General features: G+C 58.8%; 14 protein-coding genes and 3 pseudogenes. 14 read left to right on the top strand and 3 right to left on the bottom strand.

Annotation, left to right across the window (positions count from 1 at the left end):
* Nucleotides 1–161 precede the first annotated feature (161 nt).
* A pseudogene (locus tag AC1RTQ_RS15900) lies at nucleotides 162–776 on the bottom strand (tyrosine-type recombinase/integrase).
* 247 nt (nucleotides 777–1023) lie between these two features.
* Between AC1RTQ_RS15900 and AC1RTQ_RS15895 the strand changes: the two are divergent.
* From AC1RTQ_RS15895 to AC1RTQ_RS15840, 12 genes and pseudogenes are all read left to right on the top strand, one after another.
* Entirely contained in the window at nucleotides 1024–1266 is a 243-nt protein-coding gene (locus AC1RTQ_RS15895; protein WP_492877102.1) for a DUF6500 family protein, read from the top strand.
* A gap of 656 nt (nucleotides 1267–1922) precedes the next feature.
* The gene (locus AC1RTQ_RS15890) at nucleotides 1923–2906 is read left to right on the top strand and encodes a cytochrome-c peroxidase (protein WP_492877100.1); all 984 of its coding nucleotides are present in this window, start codon (nucleotides 1923–1925) and stop codon (nucleotides 2904–2906) included.
* Entirely contained in the window at nucleotides 2903–4705 is a 1803-nt protein-coding gene (locus AC1RTQ_RS15885) for a DAHL domain-containing protein (protein WP_492877098.1), read from the top strand. Before AC1RTQ_RS15890 ends, AC1RTQ_RS15885 begins: the two co-directional genes overlap by 4 nt.
* Nucleotides 4706–5229: 524 nt before the next feature.
* Complete coding sequence (gene nosR / locus AC1RTQ_RS15880) at nucleotides 5230–6534, top strand: response regulator c-di-GMP phosphodiesterase, NosR family (protein ID WP_492877096.1); 1305 nt, start codon at nucleotides 5230–5232, stop codon at nucleotides 6532–6534.
* A 7-nt stretch (nucleotides 6535–6541) separates the two neighbouring features.
* Nucleotides 6542–7081 (top strand): response regulator, encoded by a 540-nt coding sequence (locus AC1RTQ_RS15875; RefSeq protein ID WP_492877094.1) that lies wholly within the window; start codon nucleotides 6542–6544, stop codon nucleotides 7079–7081.
* Nucleotides 7082–7106: 25 nt separating this feature from the next.
* Nucleotides 7107–8516, top strand: a complete 1410-nt coding sequence (locus AC1RTQ_RS15870) for an ATP-binding protein (protein WP_492877092.1) — start codon at nucleotides 7107–7109, stop codon at nucleotides 8514–8516.
* Entirely contained in the window at nucleotides 8513–10396 is a 1884-nt protein-coding gene (locus AC1RTQ_RS15865; RefSeq protein WP_492877090.1) for a DAHL domain-containing protein, read from the top strand. The genes AC1RTQ_RS15870 and AC1RTQ_RS15865 overlap by 4 nt, the downstream gene beginning before the upstream one ends.
* A 176-nt stretch (nucleotides 10397–10572) precedes the next feature.
* Nucleotides 10573–10767, top strand: a pseudogene (locus tag AC1RTQ_RS15860) (IS30 family transposase); the annotation flags it as partial.
* Nucleotides 10768–10832: 65 nt separating this feature from the next.
* Nucleotides 10833–10919, top strand: a pseudogene (locus AC1RTQ_RS15855) (transposase); the annotation flags it as partial.
* Nucleotides 10920–11934: 1015 nt separating this feature from the next.
* Nucleotides 11935–12846 carry an SDR family oxidoreductase gene (locus AC1RTQ_RS15850; RefSeq protein ID WP_492877088.1) on the top strand — a complete coding sequence of 304 codons (912 nt, stop codon included), beginning with the start codon at nucleotides 11935–11937 and terminating at the stop codon, nucleotides 12844–12846.
* A 317-nt stretch (nucleotides 12847–13163) separates the two neighbouring features.
* Complete coding sequence (gshA, locus tag AC1RTQ_RS15845) at nucleotides 13164–14690, top strand: glutamate--cysteine ligase (RefSeq protein WP_492877086.1); 1527 nt, start codon at nucleotides 13164–13166, stop codon at nucleotides 14688–14690.
* A gap of 155 nt (nucleotides 14691–14845) precedes the next feature.
* Complete coding sequence (locus AC1RTQ_RS15840) at nucleotides 14846–16501, top strand: methyl-accepting chemotaxis protein (protein ID WP_492877084.1); 1656 nt, start codon at nucleotides 14846–14848, stop codon at nucleotides 16499–16501.
* A 28-nt stretch (nucleotides 16502–16529) separates the two neighbouring features.
* Here AC1RTQ_RS15840 and AC1RTQ_RS15835 read toward each other — a convergent pair whose 3' ends face one another.
* Complete coding sequence (locus AC1RTQ_RS15835; RefSeq protein WP_080995980.1) at nucleotides 16530–16748, bottom strand: oxidoreductase-like domain-containing protein; 219 nt, start codon at nucleotides 16746–16748, stop codon at nucleotides 16530–16532.
* Entirely contained in the window at nucleotides 16745–16969 is a 225-nt protein-coding gene (locus AC1RTQ_RS15830) for a hypothetical protein (protein WP_182283576.1), read from the bottom strand. The genes AC1RTQ_RS15835 and AC1RTQ_RS15830 overlap by 4 nt, the downstream gene beginning before the upstream one ends.
* A gap of 123 nt (nucleotides 16970–17092) precedes the next feature.
* On the opposite strand from AC1RTQ_RS15830, the gene ylqF reads away from it, so the two are divergent.
* Entirely contained in the window at nucleotides 17093–18043 is a 951-nt protein-coding gene (gene ylqF, locus AC1RTQ_RS15825) for a ribosome biogenesis GTPase YlqF (RefSeq protein ID WP_302089836.1), read from the top strand.
* A gap of 158 nt (nucleotides 18044–18201) precedes the next feature.
* Nucleotides 18202–20487 carry a putative bifunctional diguanylate cyclase/phosphodiesterase gene (locus AC1RTQ_RS15820; protein ID WP_492877081.1) on the top strand — a complete coding sequence of 762 codons (2286 nt, stop codon included), beginning with the start codon at nucleotides 18202–18204 and terminating at the stop codon, nucleotides 20485–20487.
* Nucleotides 20488–20523 lie beyond the last annotated feature (36 nt).

Genomic DNA, 20523 nt, shown 5'->3' with positions numbered 1-20523 from the left:
GAAGACCTTGGGGTACAGAACCCCGGCTGAGATGTTTAACGAATGTGTTGCATCCATCGGTTGAATCCACAGCCGAAAGTACCAGTTTGGCCCAGCGCTGCATTGCAGCCGTTGAGGACGGCACCCTGACTCAGTTTCCTGGGTGGCCGCCAGCGGCAACTTCAAATCTCCGTCTGTTCAGAGATTTCGAGGGCATCGTCGACTTCAATACCCAGGTGCCTCACTGTTGACTCCAACTTCGAGTGGCCGAGCAGCAGCTGGACAGCGCGCAGGTTCTTGGTGCGGCGGTAGATCAGTGTCGCCTTAGTCCTCCGCATCGAGTGTGTCCCGTACTCCATACGGTCCAGGCCTAGCTCGTCAACCCAGTGACCGAGAGTTCGGGCGTACTGCCGTGTCCCCAGATGTGGCGATTGGTGCAACCTGCTTGGAAACAGGAAGTCCTCTGATTTCAGCCCAGCCTGCTTGATCCACGCTTGCAAGGCGTCACGGGCAGCCTGCGTGATCTCGAACTGCACTGGGCGCTGAGTCTTGTGTTGCATGACGACAGCGCGCGATGCCACCTGGTCGCCGTGGCATACATCCCGAACCATAAGGGCGACGAGGTTGCATCCTCACAACTTGCTATAGATGCCCAAGTTGAAGAGAGCAAGCTCGCGCACCCGGTCTTCCATCTGAAGCCTTACGCGCAGCGCCCATATGTCCTTGAGCTTGAACGGGGCCTTCTGCCCGACGATCTTGCCCTTGTCCCACGGCTCGTGATGAGCGGTATTACCCATGATGGTCTCGTATTGAGTTGATGGGGCACATAGGATGCGCTCTCGAGTAGGCGGGCTTCAGTTCGCCTGAGCGACCAGCTATGCTCTGCTGCCACAGCCTTATGAATGTCAGCTTCCTGGCGTAGCAAGGAAATCATCATTTCGGCGAGAAGCCGACGTTGAGTTATTGAGTATTTCGGTTAGCCGCGCCTTACAAAAGACAGAGGCATGGAGACGGCAGCGCTAGCCTCTATATACAAGCTATTTTGTGAAAAATTCAGGTGCAATTGATATGAGATCGAGCTTAAGAGCCAAGGCAATCGCCATCTGCGATGAGAAAATTTTGAAGAAAGGGGACGCCGTAGGTCTATCGTTTTACGCTTTCTTCGCCAATAAAAATGATGATCCAGAGCTACTGATGGAGGCTGCTGAGTGGTGGATTAAGCAGCATGGGCTTGATCACTTTGAAAAAGCGGACAAGATTCGTCGCCTGATTGCTTCTGGCGAATAGTTTTCGCTTGTAGATCTCGTAATAGGACGGGCTGCTCTGGGTTGTGGATTCAACTAGTCGATGCAACCGATGCCAGACGCTCGTTGTACGTCTCAAACCGGAAATTTGCAGCATCGTTGCGCGTCAGACTAACTTAACGGCAGCTCTCGCAAGCAGCGAGCTGGTGGCGCCGGCCCATAGCAACCTGTCGGCAAACGCGCTCATTCGGATTACGATGTTGTCAAAAAACATCCTCAACTAACTCTTGCCATCTTTCCGGAGCCACAGGCATGTGCGGGAGTTAATCAAGAAATCATCACTATGCATCTGACGTCCTTGCTCACGACATTGACCTCAGATCCCAAGATATGGCGTGATATCTTGATTGATCATGTGCACGGCAGCGGCCTCGCGGGGATCTCTAGTTCAGTCTGTCTAGACTAGGTAAAGACTCTCCAATCCCGGTATTTGCAGGCACTGGATTGCTTACTTGCCGAAATGCGCCATTGAGTGTGCTGTGACTAATAGATTTTGACGTTGCCCCCACATTCCGGACATTTCAGGACTAGATCGGATGGTGCCTCAGGGGCTAGTGAGCGCATGGAGTGGAATGCTGCGGCCTAGTTCAAAACATCGCAGTGTGATCGAGCCTAAGGTTACTGTGAAAGGAATCTGCCATGAATATCTATCCTATTTCTTGGGATGTACGGGTCGTGTTACGCCTAGTCGTGGGGAGTCTGTTGGTTGCGGTCGGTGGACCGGTGCCTGCGGCCTTGTTGGATGAGCCGATTCAACCCATTCCATTAACGCTGAAGCAGGATCCGGCTCATGTCGAGATCGGGCGTCTTCTATTCCACGAGCCACGCCTGTCCTCCAACGGAAGGGTCTCCTGTGCCAGTTGCCATGACATTGCCAAAGGAGGAGTGGATGGGCGTGATCGTTCCGTTGGCTTGAACGGGAGTTTGACCGACGTGAATGCTCCAACAGTGCTGAATGCTGCCCTCAATTTCCGGCAGTTCTGGAATGGTCGTACTGATTCGCTGGAGGGTCAAGTTGACCATGTACTGTTAAGCCCCGTGGAAATGGGGTCGACATGGGACGATGTCGTAAAAAAAATATCAAATGATTCTAAGTACAAGGCAGCATTTTCTGTCGCCTACAAAGACGGTGTGACGAAGGCGAATATCCAGAATGCTATTGCTACGTTCGAGCGCACCTTGATTACACCAAACTCTCGGTTTGACAAATATCTCCGAGGAGATGAGCGTGCCATATCTGCCGAGGAGAAGATGGGATATGGCAGGTTCAAGCAATATGGCTGTGTAGCCTGCCACCAGGGGGTGAATGTCGGTGGCAACATGTTTCAGAAGTTTGGTGTCATGGGTGATTACTTCAAGAAGCGTGGCAATCTGACGCAGGCCGATCTGGGGCGCTATCTCGTCACCAAAATCGAGAGTGACAAGTATGTATTCAAGGTTCCCAGCTTGCGCAACGTAGCGTTGACTGCTCCGTATTTCCACGATGCGTCGGCCAAGACGTTGGAGGAGGCGGTCGATGTCATGTTTCGCTACCAGTTGGGGCGCGTTGCCTCGAAAGAGGACAAGGAGTTGATCATCAAGTTCCTCCACACACTGACGGGTGAGCTAGAGGTGCGTCCATGAACTGGCTGACGCAGTTGAACCGCTGGCTGGTAGCAGCAATGGCCATTGTCTTGATGGCCGTTTTGGCGTTCCTCTATGCGAAGACGCAGCATTGGGGTCAGGCCGAATACTCCGCGAACGTTGCGCTGCTGAGGCATTTGAAGCAACTGGATGCCCAGTGGGAGTCGGATGTGTTGAAGTCCAAGATCGGGATCAATACCCACTACGACCCGCTGACGAATTTGCTCACAGAAATGAATAGCCTATTGGACGAGCTGGACGCGGATATCCAGGTCCAGCGACATGAAGAGGAGGCCGCCCTGGTAAGGGAAAGCGCCCAATTGCGTCAGGTGTTCCAGGAAAAGTCGGCATTGATTGAACGCTTCAAATCGAGCAACTCGGTGCTGCGCAACTCACTCGCTTTTCTGCCTACGGCCGCCGAGGACGTCGTCCAATCCATGGAGGGAGGCAGCCCAAACGTGTCGAATAAAAGCCATCTTGTGCTTGGCACGGTTAACAAGCTGCTGCTGGCAAGCGTGCTTTTTAGTCAAGCTGCGTCGAATGAAAGAAGGAACGAAATCCAGGCCAGGCTGGATCAGCTAGATGCCGAAAAAATATCGCTTCCACCGGGTTTGCAGGAAAGGGTGGAGGTGTTCGGGACGCATGTCCAAACCATCCTGCGTGAGCAACAGGGCGTCAATGAACTTCTCAGTCGCATCGCCGGCGTGCCCACCGCGGGGCGCATCGACCAATTGGGCAATGTGCTGAATGCCGAGCAGCAGCACGTTGCGGTGCAAAGCGCGCAGTACCGCGCCTACCTATTAGCCTTTTCAGCATTGCTTATCGCCCTGTTCCTTTATGTGGCGGCGCGCTTGGTTCACAGCCATACCGTGATTAACCGGGTCAATCGGCAGCTATCCAGCGCCAATGAGAATTTGGAGCAACGGGTGCAGGATCGTACCCAGGAGTTGCGCCAAGCTCAGAACGAATTAGTGATGACAGCGCGCCATGCCGGCATGGCTGAAATCGCGACTAACGTCCTGCACAACGTAGGCAATGTGCTCAACAGTATCAATGTGTCGGTCGATGTACTGACTTCGCGAATTCGCTCATCCAAAGTGCAAGGGCTCACGCGGGCTATGGGATTGATGAAAGAGCACCAGGAGGATTTGGGCAGTTTCTTGACGACCGATAAAAAGGGAAAGGTACTGCCAGGCTACCTGAGCCAGGTGGCGGATTTGTTGGTGGCCGAGCAGCGCAGTGCTATCGATGAACTTGGCTCGCTGTCGCAGAGTGTGGAGCATGTCAAGATGATCATTGCGACCCAGCAGGCCTATGCTGGCATGTCTAGCTTGACCGAACCAACACAGATCCAGACGCTGGTGGAGGACGCTTTACACATGCATGCTGAGTCCTTGACCCGCCACCATGTGTCGGTCGAGAAGACCTATGCGCAGGTGCCCGAACTTCCCTTGGACAAAGCCCGGATTCTGCAAATCCTGGTAAATCTCATCGGCAATGCCAAGCAAGCCATGGACGGCGTTGTAGACCGAGAGCGTCGACTAGCGCTCAACGTCGGCCTAGCGGATGATCGGCACTTGCGTGTGCGTGTGGCGGACAACGGCATAGGTATCGCACCTGAAAACCTAACCCGTATCTTCGCGCATGGATTCACCACGAAGAAAGATGGTCATGGATTTGGGTTGCACAGTGCAGTCAACGCAGCTCGTGAGATGGGAGGGACGCTTATGGCTGAAAGCGCAGGTTCAGGGGCGGGAGCCACGTTTACCTTGATTCTCCCTTTTCCTGAATCGAGGTAATGTACGGACAAGTCTACCAAGTGCCGCATTCTGCTAATCGATAAAATTTCTTCCATTCATACAGAGTTTCAGAAAATCCATGCCCCGCCCCTGTAATCGGGAAATCTGGCTGAGGCGCGGCAAGGGTTTTCTACGTTTCACGGGCCCTGAGACAAAGGCATACGGGCATTACTTCAGCAAGGCGATGGATTCCACCTAGGTACATCAATATTCGCAGTATGGGGTCAGTGCACGATGCCAAAGAAAGAGGTCGAGTTACCACTCGTTCGCCAGAGAATGTATATTTGCATTCATTGCGGTTTTGAGAGATCCCATGCAACGACGCACTACTCACCGTGGCGCATAAATCAACCTGTCTGCATCTCTCCGTCATGATCATTATTTATGGATGGTAGTGCTGCCTATTACATGTGACGAAAGCATAAATAATATTGACGTCTCGGATTGAAAAGGCCTTCGCTAGCCATTTTTAGATGCTGGCCTTGGTGCCTCCGAATCCCATTCACCGCAAAAGGAAGATAAGGATGACCGTTGCCGAGACAGTACCCGTAGAGATTCTTCCATCGCCGGCGCACATTCTGTGCGTGGATGACGAGCCGCATCTCGCTGCGGCACTGCGGAGGCTGCTACGAGGTGCAGGCCATGCTGTGCATGTGGCGGGCAGCGGCGAGGAGGCGCTGGCCTTGCTGGAGTCCGAATCCATCGATCTGGTCATTTCTGACATGCGCATGCCCGGCATGGATGGTGCGCAGTTACTCGCCCGGGTACGCGACCGCTGGCCCTCAGTCGCCCGGGTGTTGCTGACCGGCTACGCCGATCTGCAGTCCACCATCGCTGCGATCAATGCTGCCCATGTCTACCGCTACCTCACCAAGCCGTGGAACGACCAGGAACTGCTGACCGTGGTGCAGCAGATCTCCGACTACCAGACCCTTCAGCGCGAGAAGGAACGGCTCGAAGCGGTGACGCATGCACAGAACAAAGATTTGGCCCAGTTGAATGCAACTTTGGAGCACAAGGTTCTTGAACGCACTGCTGAGCTTTCAGAGGCCCACCAAAAACTCAAGAAGAGCTACGTGTCCTGCATTCGCATGTTCTCTAACTTGCTTGAATGGCGCGGCGGGCCGCTGGCAGGTCATTCACGCCGCGTGGCGGATCTGACCCGCCGCACGGCAAAAGTCATGGGACTGAGCGAATCCGACCAGCAGGACGCTTTCATTGCTGCCTTGATCCACGACATAGGGCACATCACCCTGCCTGACGGCATGCTGGGCAGGCCCGTACCGCGGCTTAGTCCTGAGGAACTCGGCAAGTACCAGCAGCACACCAGCCAGGGGGAGCAATTGCTCCTGGCCATTGACGACGCCCATGCTGTCGCGACCCTGGTGCGCTGCCATCATGAGCACTTCGATGGCAGTGGCTACCCCGACGGGCTCAGAGCAGAGGCCATTCCGATCGGTGCTCGGATTCTGGCCGTTGTGGATACCTACGATGACCTCCAGATCGGGCATTTAAGCAGCAGCCCCCTCAGTCCTTCGGATGCACGCTCTTTGATTGCGCATGGTCGAGGCAAGCAGTTCGACCCCGAGGTTGTGGACGCCTTCTTGCAGTTGCTGCTGAATGCAGCCCCCATCCCTGAGCCCCCTCCAATTCCCACCTCGCCAGCGGATCTGCGGCCAGGCATGACCCTTGCTCAAGACTTCTTGTCCAGGGAGGGGCTGGTACTCCTGGCGGCCGGGCGTATCCTGTCGGCCGAGCTGATCCGACGCATCCAACTGCGTGCAGCACACGAAGAGGTGCCGATTCAACTTCCCATCCGAGCTTCTTGAGGACTTCATGCCACAACGCATCCTGCTTCTTGACGACGATGCCAGCGTGCTGAGCGCGCTCCAACGTGCCCTGCGTTCATCCCTTCAGTCGGAGGTCACCATTGAAACCATGGTGGATCCCGAAGCTGCACTGCACCGGCTACGCGAGAGCACTTTCGACGTAGTGGTCTCCGATTTCCGCATGCCGCTCATGACTGGCAGCGAGTTCCTGGGCCTTGTGCGCACCATCCAACCCCATGCTATTCGCATGATCCTGAGCGCCTCTTCGGATTCCAGCACCATCGTGCATGCGCTCAACGAGGTTGAGGTCTTCCGCTACCTCATCAAGCCCTGGGTGGACCGCGAGTTAATCCAGCAGTTTCGGCAGGCGCTCGCCAAGGCTGAAGCTGAACAGCAGGAGCGCGAACTGGTTGACATCGCCCGCGTGCAGTCCGGTGAAATAGGCGGGGCGGAGGCAGAACGTCGGCGCCTGGAGGCGCTGGAACCGGGCATCACTCACATCGAACTAGGCCCACAGGGCGAGGTTCTGCCCCCCAGAGGCATGTAGCCACTGCGGCAAAGGAATCGACACCATGAAGAATCAGCGTATTTTGCTTGTGGACGACATGCCTTCAATCCACGAGGACTACCGCAAAGTGCTGCTGCGGGACACATCTTCGCCGGAACTGGATGCCGCCGAAGCCGTGCTGTTTGGCGACACAGCCCCCTCATCCGAGCCCAGCTTCGTACTGGACTCCGCCTATCAAGGGCAGGAGGCGCTCGCGCTACTCATTCGAGCCCAGGAGGCTGGTACTCCGTACGCTCTTGCCTTCGTAGACATGCGCATGCCGCCAGGCTGGGACGGTATCGAGACCATTGAGCGGCTCTGGGCGCAGGACCCGCAGTTGCAAGTGGTGGTGTGCACGGCCTATTCGGACCACTCGTGGGCGGAGATCCTGGAGCGGCTCGATGCCAAAGACCGCCTGCTGATCCTCAAGAAACCGTTCGACCCCATCGAGGTGCGCCAGCTCGCCTCGGCACTGACGGAAAAATGGCATTTGGTCCAACAGGCTGCTCGCCACACTGAGCAGTTGGAACGCACGGTCCAGGAGCGTACGCACGATCTGGAGACTGCCAATATCGCACTCCACGCAGAAATCAGGGAACGTAAGCAGCTTGAAGCACAACTGGTACAAACGGAGAAGATGTCCGCGCTGGGGCAGCTCGTGGCAGGCATTGCCCACGAGATCAACAATCCCGTTGGATTTGTGATGTCGAACCTAGGCACGCTGCAGCGCTATACCGAGAGTCTGCTGCGCCTTATTGATGCCTACAAGGCGGCGGAGTCCAGCCTCGGGTCTCTCACTTTGTCCGCTGATCTGGCTGCGCAGCGAAAGGCCGCAGACCTCGACTACTTGGCCGAGGATATTCCCATCCTGCTGCGGGAATCGCTGGATGGGACGCTCCGTATTCGCCAGATCGTGCAGGACCTCAAGGACTTCTCCCGGGCCGATTTCAGGCAGGACTGGATCGACGCAGACCTGCACCAGGGCATCGACTCCTCCATCAACATCGCAGCGTCCGAGATCAAGAACACGGCAGACGTGGTCAAGGACTATGGCTCACTCCCCCTGATCCAATGTCTGCCCGCGCAGATTAATCAGGTGGTCATGAACTTGGTGGTGAACGCGGCCCATGCCATGGGGCCCGAGCGCGGAACGCTGACTATCCGTACGGGCGCGAACGATGCCGAGGCATGGTTTGAGGTGGCCGACACGGGCAAGGGCATCCCGTCCGACATGCTCCACCGCATCTTCGACCCGTTCTTCACCACTAAGCCCGTAGGCCACGGCACGGGACTGGGGCTCTCCATAAGTTACGGCATAGTAAAGCGCCACCATGGTCGCATCGACGTGCGCAGCGAAATCAACCAGGGCACTACGTTCCGTGTCACGCTGCCGATCAGCCAAACTCAGGACGCCACTGCTCCGGAGGTTGCGTGAACGCCTCAGTCCTGCCCCAGGCCTCCGATCTCACCGCTTCGCACCGGGTCGGACCGGCACCAGTGCGCAGTGCTGCACTTTGGAGGTCGCCAAAGTGGCGCATCTCGGCTTTGGTGTTGGTTCTATTGGCTATCTTCGGGATCCTACTGGCTCAAACGCGTGGCAGTGGGGGCGACAACTATTTCGAGAGCTCAGCAGTCCTCGCCCAGACTAGGCAGCTAGACGATGAGTGGGTACTGGAAGTCCTCAAGACCCAGGTCGGCATTGTGCAGAGCTACGACAATTTCGGCGAGGCCCAGCGTAAGGTCCAGGACCACCTTCAGGTGTTGCAGGCCCAACTAAAGCGCATGGGTGAGGACAGCTGGCCCCTGCTGGAGGCCTCCAGCACTGCCCTACAGGTCGCCGTGCAAAGTAGGTCCACTCTGATCGGGCAATTCACGGAAAGTCACACGAGGCTGCGCGATGCCATGGAGGGCCTGCCGATCGCGATGCAGAAACTGCAGACTGCGCTGTCCGACAGCACTGCCGCTCCGGTTGCTGCCTCCGCCAGCATGCGGGCGGAAACCAAGCGGCTCTACGACCGTATCACGTCCTTCGGACAGGGCATATCATCCACACAGGCCTTGGCGCTGAGTGCTGACTTCACAGACCTGCTGTCCAGCGAGGAGTCCCAGCTTCTGCCACCGGCCCAGCGCGCACGGCTGACCAGCTTTGTAGACCTAGTGCATACCCTGCTTCAGGAGCAGATCACCGTGAACGATCTGCTGGAGCAGATCGTTGCCGTCCCCACCAACAAGTACTTCGATGAGATCACGACCACGCTGAACGAAGAACAAAGGCGCACCACGGAGCATGTGCGGCAGTACCGCCTGTACATGCTCGGCTTCTCCGCATTGCTGATTGCGCTATGTATCTATGCCGTCGTGCATGTGGTGCGCGTTCATGCCGAGGTTAACCGGGTTAACCGCGCGCTGCTGACCATGAACGAGGGGCTGGAACATCGGGTTCTCGAACGGACTCGCGAACTGGAGGAGGCTCATGTCGTCGTGGCCGCATCAGCCCGGCAGGCTGGAATGGCAGAAATCGCCACCAATGTCCTGCATAACGTAGGCAATGTGCTAAATAGCCTTAATGTGTCGACCCAGATCACTATTGACAAGGCCAGGGTCTCCAAACAAGCTGGTGTAGCCCGTGCGGCGCAATTGCTCAAGGAGCACGAAGATCGGCTCGGTACCTTCATGAGCGAAGACCCTCGGGGCAAGATATTGCCCGGCTACCTTGCGCAACTCGCTGCAACGCTGGACTCGGAGCGCAAGGACATGCTGCAGGAGCTCGGCGGCCTAGCGCGCAGCGTGGAGCACATCAAGGACGTTATCGCGATGCAGCAGGCCTACGCAGGCGCCGGCAGCGTGACGGTGGCTGTTCACCCCGAGGAGCTTGTGGACGACGCGCTGCGCATCAGCGCTGACTCGCTCTCGCGCCACCGCATCACGGTCTCAAAGGACTATGCCGTCACCCCAGAGCTATTGCTGGACCGCGGCCGCATTATGCAGATCCTGGTCAACCTGATCAGCAACTCCAAGCAGGCCTATGGGGGCATCACAAACCGCCCTCATACCGTGAAGCTGTCGGTCGGGTTGGTGGATGACCTCCTGCGAATCAGTGTGGCGGACGATGGCGTCGGCATCACGACCCAGCACATGAAACGTATCTTTTCCCACGGCTTCACTACGAAACCTGACGGGCATGGCTTTGGCCTGCACAGCGCGGTCATTGCGGCCCAGGAGATGGGGGGCGCGCTGTCTGCGTTTAGCGATGGCGCGGACAAAGGGGCGTGCTTCACGCTGGAACTGCCAGCCCGCAGAGTCGCACACGCATAGCAGCGCAAGTGTGCATCGACCAGCTTTTCCTAGCTACCTGTCAGTCTGATGTAATTGCATCCAAAGGTCTCTCCGGATGGCTGCAATGACTAATGATGGAATGACTGCTCATGGCGACGGATTCAACCGGTCGTTGCAACACACTAACCACCGCATAGGCGGCAGGAGTGTTGCAAATGAAACTGCGACCCATAATTTACTATTCGGACAGCCAGAAGGCGCTGATGTGGGTGCGCTGGAAGCAAGGCTGGACATTGCATGAGATCGGCAAACTCTTTGATTGCGACCACTCATCAATCCATCGGATACTTGCAAAGGCAGGCGGAATCCGTCCAGTCCAACGCTCACGGGCCGCAACCGCATTGACGCTCGACGTCCCCCCGGATATGAGTAGCGTCTGACTCTGGAGTCCAATCCCGAAGACAGGTGATTGGACGTGAAAAAGAGATTTACAGAAGAACAGATCATTGGCTTCCTGCGAGAAGCGGAGTCTGGACTGCCAGTGGCAGAGCTGTGCCACCAGCAGGCTGGTCAGCCGCGACCGGTACAGGCGGTCAATTCAACCGGAATCCGCAACTCTGCCTGAAAAGCAGAAGTCTTGATTGATGGTTGTGCACAGGCTTCACATAGCAATGGCATGGTTGTAGATTGCAGCAGTGTCTACAACCCAAGACTTTTTCTCAGATGAGCAGCTGCTGCATTGGTTGCCAGGGGAAACGTTATTCAGTTTGCTGAGTCGGCAGCACTTTCTGTCAGGGGAGTCGCTTGTCTCGCGCACAGTTGAGCGTTACTTTGGTTGCTCACATTCAGGATTTCAGCACGATCTTCCAAACCGCCTTGCATTGTGGGTTCAACTGATCAATGCAATGCAACGACTGAGGCATGAAGCAAGGGCGGGGGGTCACTACACAGAAGTTCAGAAAGTACGGGTGTGGTGTTGCTGAAAAGCTGGCGATAGCTTGCACGAGATCGGCAAGCAGTTTGGCTGAGCACACCTCCGTTCACTCCATCCTGAGCGGACCGTCCATCTGCGAGACGCCGATCGCGCTTGGCGCAGTCTCTGGCCGAGAGCGAATCAACCGCTGACACTGCGGACAGCTATCCGGGAGGTTGGCACCATCAAATTCTTGACAGCGAACCACCTGGAAGGCATCAACATGAAAAAGATTCGCGAATGTGGCTTCTTGTCGGTGATTGCTTTGATTGACTCTGGAGGGTGTTTACGCCTTTAGTTCGACAGGGCTGCGCAAGTGATGCTCTGGAAGGCGCGTGGATGCTCGGCCTGTGTTTACGACTTTAATGACCCAGAACACCGTTTGTGGATGGTTGATTTGCTATTTAAAAGATAGCAATTGGCGCATGTGAACATTGAAATTTGAATGTTTTTAATATTGAAAGTAAGTGTTTGATTGCGGTAATAGCTTCTATATTAGTAGCATTCTCCTGACTTACCCGCAGGCAGTCGCAAACGCTACGTTGCGCTGCAGCATGGGCGCTTAAAGTGGCCGCATCAATGCACAAGCAAGGAGCAAGACATCATGGCAATGGATTTTCAAGGTCGTGTGGCCATCGTGACGGGGGCGGGCGGCGGTCTGGGGCGTCTGCATGCACTGGCGCTGGCCAGGCGCGGCGCCAAGGTGGTGGTCAACGATCTGGGTGGCGCGGTGGACGGCTCGGGCGGCTCGGCCACGGCGGCGCAGCAGGTGGTGGATGAAATCCGTGCGGCGGGCGGCGAGGCGATTGCCAACGCGGCCTCCGTGACCGACTTCGACGCCGTGCAGGCCATGGTCAAGCAAGCCATCACGGCCTGGGGGCGCGTGGACATTCTGGTCAACAACGCCGGCATTCTGCGCGACAAGAGCTTTGCCAAGATGGACATGGCGGACTTCCGCCTGGTCGTCGACGTGCACCTGATGGGCGCTGCCAACTGCTGCAAGGCCGTCTGGCCCTATATGCAGGAGCAAAACTATGGTCGCATCGTGATGACGACCTCGTCCACGGGCCTCTATGGAAATTTCGGCCAGGCCAACTATGGCGCGGCAAAGCTGGCCCAGGTGGGCCTGATGCAGACGCTGGCCATCGAAGGGGCCAAACACAATATCCGGGTCAATGCGCTGGCCCCCACGGCAGCCACACGCATGACGGAGGGCCTGCTGCCCGAGCCGGTGCTGGAGGCCCTGAAGCCGGAGGCCGTGGTGCCTGCCATGCTGGTGCTGGCGCACGAGAGCGCGCCCACGCGCACCATTGTCTGTGCCGGCGCCGGCGGTTTCGAGGCGGCGCACATCACCATGACCGAGGGTATCTATCTGGGCATGGGCGAGACCGTCCCCGAGGAGCTGGCCGCGCGCCTGGCCGAAGTCACGGCCAGCGAGGGCCAGCAGGTGCCGGCCAGCGGCGCCGTCCAGGGACAGATGGAAGTGGGCAAGGCCATGAAAGCGCATGGACATTGATCAAGGCCAAAGTCGCCGCATTTTTTGCCCTGTACGAGCGGCAAGAGCTGCTAGCGGTTGCGATTAGCACAGCTGAAAAAAGCCCTCTCGCGAGGGCTTTTTCTGTTCTGGAGTGAGCATGTGCTCATGTCTGGGTTGCGGTTAACCTGACAAATTTCCGGTAGAGGTCCTGGCTCTTAGCAGCACAACAGGCCGAAAAACGTGGTTAAGCGGCCAGCCGCCATCGCGTTGCGTCTTGTTTCTCTATCATTCGCCGTCTGGGCGCGATTGGGCAGACGAAGTTTGTCGTCAGCGTCTTCACTAAGAAGGTAAGAACAATGAAGACATCGCAGGCCGCCGTGAATATGCCCACTGCCGAGAGGCTGCTGGGCATTCGTCGCGGCATCGAGAAAGAGGGGCTGCGGGCATTGGCTACAGGCTCGCTGGCCCTGACGCCGCACCCGGCGGAACTGGGCTCGGCTCTCACGCACCCACACATCACCACCGATTACAGCGAGTCCCAGCTGGAACTCATCACCGGCGCGCGCCTGGGGGTGGAGGAATGCCTGGACGAGCTGACCGAAGTCCATCAGTTCGTGCTGCGCAACCTCAGCGAAAGCGGCGAGCTGATGTGGAACTCCAGCATGCCCTGCCGCCTGCCCACGGACGAGACGATTCCGTTGGGCCGCTATGGCAGTTCGCACTCGGGCCGTTCCAAGAGTGTGTACCGCATGGGTCTGGGCCACCGCTATGGCCGCCGCATGCAGACCATCTCGGGGATTCATTACAACTGGTCGCTGCCCGGAGTGAGCAGTGACCAGTACTTTGCGCTGATCCGTAACTTCCGCCGCAACGCCTTTGTGCTGCTGTATCTGTATGGCGCTTCTCCCGCGCTGTGTCCCTGCTTTGTGGAAGGGCGTGAGCATCGCCTGCAACCGCTGGGAGAGGGCAGGCATGCGCTGTACCTGCCCTATGCCACATCGTTGCGCATGGGACGCCTGGGCTATCAGAGCGATGCGCAGTCCAGCATCAATGTCAGCTACAACGGACTCGACGGCTATGCGGACTCGCTGCATGAGGCGCTGACCCGTCCTTACCCGGCCTACGAGCAACTGGGCGTGAGGAACCCCGGTGGCGACTACAACCAGCTGGGCACGGGCCTGCTGCAGATCGAGAACGAGTTCTACGGCACCATCCGCCCCAAGCGCACCGTCAAGAGCGGTGAGCGCCCGCTTCACGCGCTGCGCGAACGCGGTGTGGAGTATGTGGAAGTGCGGCTCATGGACATCGATCCCTATGAAACCGTGGGCATTGCCGCAGCCACCATGCGCATGATCGACGTCTTCCTGCTGCACTGCCTGCACAGCGATAGCCCCGATGACACGCCTCAGGAAATTGCCGACCTCAAGCACAACCAGCATCTGGCCGCAGAGCAGGGCCGCGAGCCGGGCCTGAAGCTGGTGCGCAACGGCCAGCAGGTGCTGCTGACCGACTGGGCGCAGGATGTGCTGGAGCAGTGCCGCCCGTATGCCCAGGCATTGGACGCCGCTCACGGCACAAGCGACTACAGCGCTGCGCTGGATCAGGCTCTGGCCCGCGTGCAGGATGCGCAGTCCACGCCCTCGGCCCATGTGCTCAAGGAGCTCACCGACGCCTATGACAATCGTTTCATCGACTTCATGACCATGCAGTCCGCCAAGGCCCGCGATGCCTTGCTGGCCATGCCCTGGACGGCCGAGCAGCAGGCGCGCTACGAGCAGATGAGCCAGCAGTCGGTGACTGCGCAGCAAGCCATCGAGGCTGCCGACACCATGACGTTCGAAGAATGGCGCCAGCGCTATATGGACCCGGCCAGCCTGCGCTGATTCTCTGAATTCGATAGCTGAAAGCGCTTGTGGCCTTTGGGCTGCAAGCGCTTTTTCTTTTTGAGCAGGTCGCGATGTCATAGCCTTGTCATCTGTGTTTCATATCGTAACCATCAGCGGAGTGCTGCGCTCCGCGCTTGATCGGCGGTGTGCTCATGTTGTTGAAGAAATTCCAGAATCTTTCAGTGGCTCGCAAGATGTGGGCCTTGTTCCTGGGGCTGTTGCTGTGCAATGTGCTGGTGGCAGGCGGCTTGTTCAGCTATCTGCAGAATGTGGAGCAGCGGGTCAGCGCTGCTGTTCAGGCCACGGACAAGCGCATCAATCTTGCGCTGCGCTGGCAGGCGCTGACGCTGCAGAGCGTGGAGGCTGCGCTGGCCAGCGTGCTCTCCTCGGAAGAGCATCTGATTGCTCAGCTCTCGCAGAAAGCGCGTGGGCTGATGCAACAGGCCGGTGGTCTGCAGCAACAGGTGCAGGCCGATGCGCAAAGCGAAGTCGATCGCAGCGGCCTGGCCAGGGTGGAGCAGGAACGCAAGGCAGTGCTCGATATCTACGAGCAGGCCTATCAGGCGCGTGATCTGGGCAAGGCCTGGGAGGCGCAGAAGCTTGTGGACGAACAACTGATCCCCGCTTCCAGGCGCTATGTCCAGGCCCAGGATGCCTTTATCGAGGCCCAGCAGCAGCAGCGCCTGGAGGCCGAGCAGCATGGCCGCGAGCAAACCGCCATCGCCAAGCGCATGGCCATGGGTGTGGGCCTGTTCATGGGTCTGGTGGGGGCATTGCTGTCGCTGGCGACGATTCGCTCCATCACCACGCCCTTGAGCGAGGCCGTGCAACTGGCGCAGACCATTGCGGCGGGCGATCTCAGCTATGCACCGCCGGCGACGCGGCGCAGCGACGAGCTGGGGCGGCTCATGCAGTCGCTGGCGCTGATGACGCGTCAGCTGCGCGGCCTGGTGGGCGAGGTGCAGGGCGGAGTGGAGGCCGTGGCCGCCGCATCCAGCCAGATGGCGCAGGACAACAGCGATCTCTCCGATCGCACAGCCCATGCGGCAGAGCAGCTCAAGGCCACGGTCAGCAGCATAGAAAATATGGTCACCCTGGTCACCCATTCGGCCGACAGTGCGCGCCATGCCGACCAGAGCGCGCGCAGTGCCGCCGAGGCGGCGGCCAGCGGCGGCAGTGTGGTGCAGGAGGTGGTGCGCAATATGGAACACATGGCGCAAAGCAGCCAGCAGGTGGCGGCCATTGTGGGGGTGATTGACGGCATTGCCTTCCAGACCAATATCCTGGCGCTGAATGCCGCCGTGGAAGCGGCGCGGGCAGGCACTCAGGGCCGTGGCTTTGCCGTGGTGGCGGCCGAGGTGCGCGAGCTGGCCCAGCGCAGCGCCGAAGCGGCCAAGCAGATCCGCCTGCTCATGGAGCATTCCACCAAGCAGATGAAGTCGGGACAGACATTGGCGCTGCAGGCCGGCCAGCGCATGGAGCATATCGTGCGCGATGTGCGCACGGTCAGCGGTCTGATCGCGTCGATCACCGAAGCTGCCCAGGCGCAGAACCAGGGTATCGCCCAGATCAGCGAGGCGGTGCAGGCACTGGACCATATGACCAGCCAGAATGCGGGTCTGGTGGCCGAATCCAGTGCAGCAGCGCGCGAGCTATTTCATCAGGCGCAAAGGCTGGAGGCAGGGGCGGGGCGCTTCCGTATCGACTATCAAGCGCTGGATAACGAGATCGCCGATATCGAGGTAGATGTCATGGAAAAAGAAGTCCATGTGCCTCGGCTGGCTGCGCTGGAAGCCGAAATGGCATGAATCCCGAGTAGCGGGTCTCGGGTCTCGCTCAGGCCTCAGTCAGGACTTGGGCTGCATCCTCCAGCCAGAAAGTCAGCGCACCGTAATAACCTTCCCAGACGCAGCCGTTGCAGCCGCGCCCGCAGCAACTCGTGGGCTCGGGCGGCGGCTGGCGCAGCTTCACCGCCGCTGCTGCGGCGCGCTGCTGCCATAGCGCAATCTGGCTGCGCGCCTGGGTCAGCGGCTGCAGCAGGGCTGTGTCGCTCATTTCTTGAAGCGAACCCAGAGAAACTGGGCGATGAAGGCCAGACCCAGAACCAGAGCAAACCAGCCCACGATATGGGACTGGGCAAACAGCTGGGCAATTCCGCTTTCAGGCTTGAACACAGGGGCCAGCAAGATGATGATGCCGATCAGTGCAATCGTCAGGCCCTTGATCAGAACTTCGTTGCGGGCTTTGGACTTTTGGGGGGCGGAGGGCAAGGGCATAAGCGAGCGGACAGGTCAGAAAAGCAGAGGGAGATTATCCTTGCGCGCCTGAATTCACTGACATAAAAGGGTGTTTGCGCCCATTGCGTGCTCACACCCTGCAAAAAAGAAAGATCTCCGCTTATGGCCATCCAATGGTTTCCCGGTCACATGCATCTGACGCGTCAGGCCATCACGGAGCGCGTCAAGGAAATCGATGTGGTCATCGAGGTTCTGGATGCGCGCTTGCCTGGCTCCAGTGCCAACCCCTTGCTGCAGGAGATGACGGGACACAAGCCGCGCCTGAAGATACTCAACAAGCAGGATATGGCCGATCCGGTACAGACCAAGGCCTGGATGGACTGGTACAACGCGCAGAGCGAGACGCGCGCCATTGCGCTGGATGCCTCGGAGCCAGCTCCCACCAAGCGCCTGATCGAGCAGTGCAAGTTGCTGGCGCCCTCGCGCGGTGGTCTGGCCAAGCCCATGCGCGTGCTGATCTGCGGCGTGCCCAATGTGGGCAAGTCCACGCTGATCAACTCCATGAGCGGCAAGACCCAGGCCAAGACCGGTAATGAGGCCGGTGTGACCAAGCTGGAGCAGCGCATCGTGCTGGCCGACGACTTCTATCTCTGGGACACGCCCGGCATGCTGTGGCCGCGCATCATCGTGGAGAAAAGCGGCTACAACCTGGCGGCCAGCGGTGCCGTGGGGCGCAATGCCTATGACGAAGACCTGGTGGCGCTGGAGCTGCTTTTGTATCTGCAAAAGCACTACGCTCCCATGCTGGAGGCGCGCTACAAGCTGGGCATCTCGGCCGAGGAGATCGCAGCATTGCACGATGACGAGCTGCTGACGCTGATCGGCAAAAAGCGTGGTGCCGTGATGAGCGGCGGCCGCGTGAATCTGCAAAAGGCGGCCGAGCTGGTGCTGACGGACTTCCGCGATGTGAGCATAGGCCGCATCACGCTGGAGACTCCGGCCGAATTCGAGGCCTGGCTTGCCGAGGGCCAGCAAAAGGATGCGGAGCGCCAGGCCAGGAAGGACGCCCAGACCAAAGCGCGCCGAAGCGCGCGGCGCCAGCAGCAGCGTTAAGCTGCTGGCGACAAACCCGATGCGTGGCCAGGGCAGGCATGCGCTCAAGCCGTGCAGGCCGTGCCTCTGGGCTTTCAAGACCTGGCTTGCCAGACGATTGAACTAATTGGCAACTGCCCCTAGCATTCATCATTCAGTCTGAATGCCAAAGGGCTTGCATGCAGCGTCATTTCGTCGAGGCCAGATACCGGTTGCCCATGCGCCGCATGGTGTGGCTGGGCTGTCTCTGGATGTGGGTCCTGGGCGCTGCGATGAGTCTGGTCTGGATGCTGACGCCGGCGATGGACGACAGGGATCTGGCGCTGTCCGGCGGCATCATGCTGTTGTCGCTGCTGTGCATGGGCCTGGCCAAGGCCAGACAGTGGGTCTGGGCCGTGTCCTGCTTTGTCTGGGGCAACTGGCTGTTGAGCTTGCTCTGGGTCTGGCACATGGGAGGGCTCTATGGGCCGGCCGTGATGGCATTTCCTGCCTGGTTGGCTGTTGCGCTCTGGGTGCAGGGCACGCGTGCCGCCCTGACGATGCTGGGGCTGTCTTCCGTCGTTGTTGCCGCTCTATGGTGGCTGGCGCCGCATATCGGCACGCCATTTGCGGCTTTGTCGGCAGCCGAACAAACGCTGGCGATGATGCATTTGCTGGGCATGATGATGCTTGTGCTCATCATTTGCTTGCAGGCAAGAGCCAGCCTGGGGCGGCGCGTGCAGAAAAGCCAGGAGATGCTGGCCGCACTGGAGGCCAGCCAGAACGAGTTGCGCAAGTTCTATCGGGCGGTCGAGCAGAACCCCGAGAGCATCGTCATCACCGATCCCGAGCTGAAGGTCATCTATGTCAACGAGGCCTTTCTGCTGCGCTCCGGCTATGCGCGTGAGCAGGTGCTCGGCCAGTCTACCGAACTGGTATCCACCATGGGCATGGACCGCAGTCATCGCCAGCGCGCGCTCAAGCAACTGGCCAAGGGAACGCTATGGCGTGGCGAGATGACCAATCGCACGAGCAAGGGTGAGGCCTTGCGGGAGTCGGTGCTGGTGACACCGATTCGCACGCCTCAGGGAGAGGTCGTCAATTATGTGGAGCTCAAGCGCGATCTCTCCGAGCGCGTTCTGGCCGAGCGCCGTATCCACGACCTGGTCTACCTGGACTCACTCACAGGGCTGCCCAACCGCCATTCGCTGACCTTGCATCTGCGCGAACTGGCCCTGGTTCGGCAGGATGCCAGCCATGGCTTGCTGCTGCTGGATGTAGATCGCTTTTCCGTCTTCAACGATGTGCATGGCATGCAGCACAGCGACGAGTTGGTACAGGCCATAGGGGCCAGACTGGTTGAGGTGCTGCCTGACGATGCCTGGATTGCGCGTATCGCGGCTGCGGAGTTTGCTATCGTCTTCGATAGCCTGCACAAGCAGGCCCAGGGCGTGGAGGAGCAGCTGCAGCAGTACGCGCTGACCTTGAAGAAGGCCTTGCAAAAGCCGTTTTCCCTCAACAGCTGGGTGGAAACCGAGTTTGTCAGCTGTTGCATAGGTGGCGCGGTGCTGGAGCCGGCCATCAGAGGCGGCAACAGCCATGACGTACTGCGCTTTGCCAGCGTGGCCTTGCATGAGGCCAAGCAGGGCGGTCCGGGCAGTGTGGTGCTGTTTGAGCCGCGCATGGCCCAGGATGTGTATCGGCGCGTGCGCATTGCCAGGGATTTGTACCATGGCATCTCCGGCGGGGAGCTGCGCCTGTATCTGCAGAGCCAGACCGATGCGCGCGGTCGCTGTGTGGGTGCCGAGGCACTGGTGCGATGGCAGCACCCCGAATGGGGGCTGCTCAGCCCGGGAGAGTTCATTCCGGTGGCCGAGGAGTCCGAGCTCATTGTGCGTCTGGGCGATTGGGTGCTGCGTCAGGGCTGCATGCTGTTGGCCAGACCGGCCATGGCAGAGCGCGGATTGCGTCTGTCGGTCAACGTCAGCGCCCAGCAATTTGCGCATGACGACTTCATGGCCACGCTGGACAAGGTTTTGAGGGAAACCGGTGCCAATTCGCGCCAGCTGACACTGGAGATCACCGAAGGCACCTTGCTGCGGGATCTGGATCAGGCGCGTCGGCGCATGCTGGCACTGCGCGGCCTGGGCATAGAGATTTCTCTCGATGACTTCGGGACCGGCTATTCCAGCATGTACAGCCTGCAGCATCTGCCGATTCAGGAACTCAAGATCGACAGAAGCTTTGTCAGCGGCAGTCATCGTTCCGAAAAAGATGCGGCTCTGGTGGAAGCCATGTTGCTGGTGGCGCGCCGCTTGCAACTGCGCGTGGTGGCCGAAGGCGTGGAGCTGTCCGAACAGGCGCTGCAGTTGACGCAGTGGAATCCGGATATCGTGCTGCAGGGCATGCTGCTTGGCATGCCCATGCCGCAGCGGCGTTGGCTGGTCGAGGTATTGGGTGAGCCCGATGCCGCCGCCAAGATATGAAAAAAGCCCTCAACCGTTGCTGGTTGAGGGCTGTCA

The organism is Comamonas sp. GW821-FHT11H03, assembly GCF_058807955.1.
Note: the sequence above shows the minus strand (reverse complement) of the source record. Positions and strands in the feature narration are given on the sequence as shown.

What these genes read in the sequence shown, in the direction of transcription:
- AC1RTQ_RS15870 (WP_492877092.1), top strand. Translation starts at nt 7,107, where the DNA reads ATGAAGAATCAGCGTATTTTGCTTGTGGACGACATGCCTTCAATCCAC.
- ylqF (WP_302089836.1), top strand. Translation starts at nt 17,093, where the DNA reads ATGGCCATCCAATGGTTTCCCGGTCACATGCATCTGACGCGTCAGGCC.
- AC1RTQ_RS15835 (WP_080995980.1), bottom strand. Translation starts at nt 16,748, where the DNA reads ATGAGCGACACAGCCCTGCTGCAGCCGCTGACCCAGGCGCGCAGCCAG.
- gshA (WP_492877086.1), top strand. Translation starts at nt 13,164, where the DNA reads ATGAAGACATCGCAGGCCGCCGTGAATATGCCCACTGCCGAGAGGCTG.
- nosR (WP_492877096.1), top strand. Translation starts at nt 5,230, where the DNA reads ATGACCGTTGCCGAGACAGTACCCGTAGAGATTCTTCCATCGCCGGCG.
- AC1RTQ_RS15850 (WP_492877088.1), top strand. Translation starts at nt 11,935, where the DNA reads ATGGCAATGGATTTTCAAGGTCGTGTGGCCATCGTGACGGGGGCGGGC.
- AC1RTQ_RS15890 (WP_492877100.1), top strand. Translation starts at nt 1,923, where the DNA reads ATGAATATCTATCCTATTTCTTGGGATGTACGGGTCGTGTTACGCCTA.
- AC1RTQ_RS15830 (WP_182283576.1), bottom strand. Translation starts at nt 16,969, where the DNA reads ATGCCCTTGCCCTCCGCCCCCCAAAAGTCCAAAGCCCGCAACGAAGTT.
- AC1RTQ_RS15875 (WP_492877094.1), top strand. Translation starts at nt 6,542, where the DNA reads ATGCCACAACGCATCCTGCTTCTTGACGACGATGCCAGCGTGCTGAGC.
- AC1RTQ_RS15840 (WP_492877084.1), top strand. Translation starts at nt 14,846, where the DNA reads ATGTTGTTGAAGAAATTCCAGAATCTTTCAGTGGCTCGCAAGATGTGG.
- AC1RTQ_RS15820 (WP_492877081.1), top strand. Translation starts at nt 18,202, where the DNA reads ATGCAGCGTCATTTCGTCGAGGCCAGATACCGGTTGCCCATGCGCCGC.
- AC1RTQ_RS15885 (WP_492877098.1), top strand. Translation starts at nt 2,903, where the DNA reads ATGAACTGGCTGACGCAGTTGAACCGCTGGCTGGTAGCAGCAATGGCC.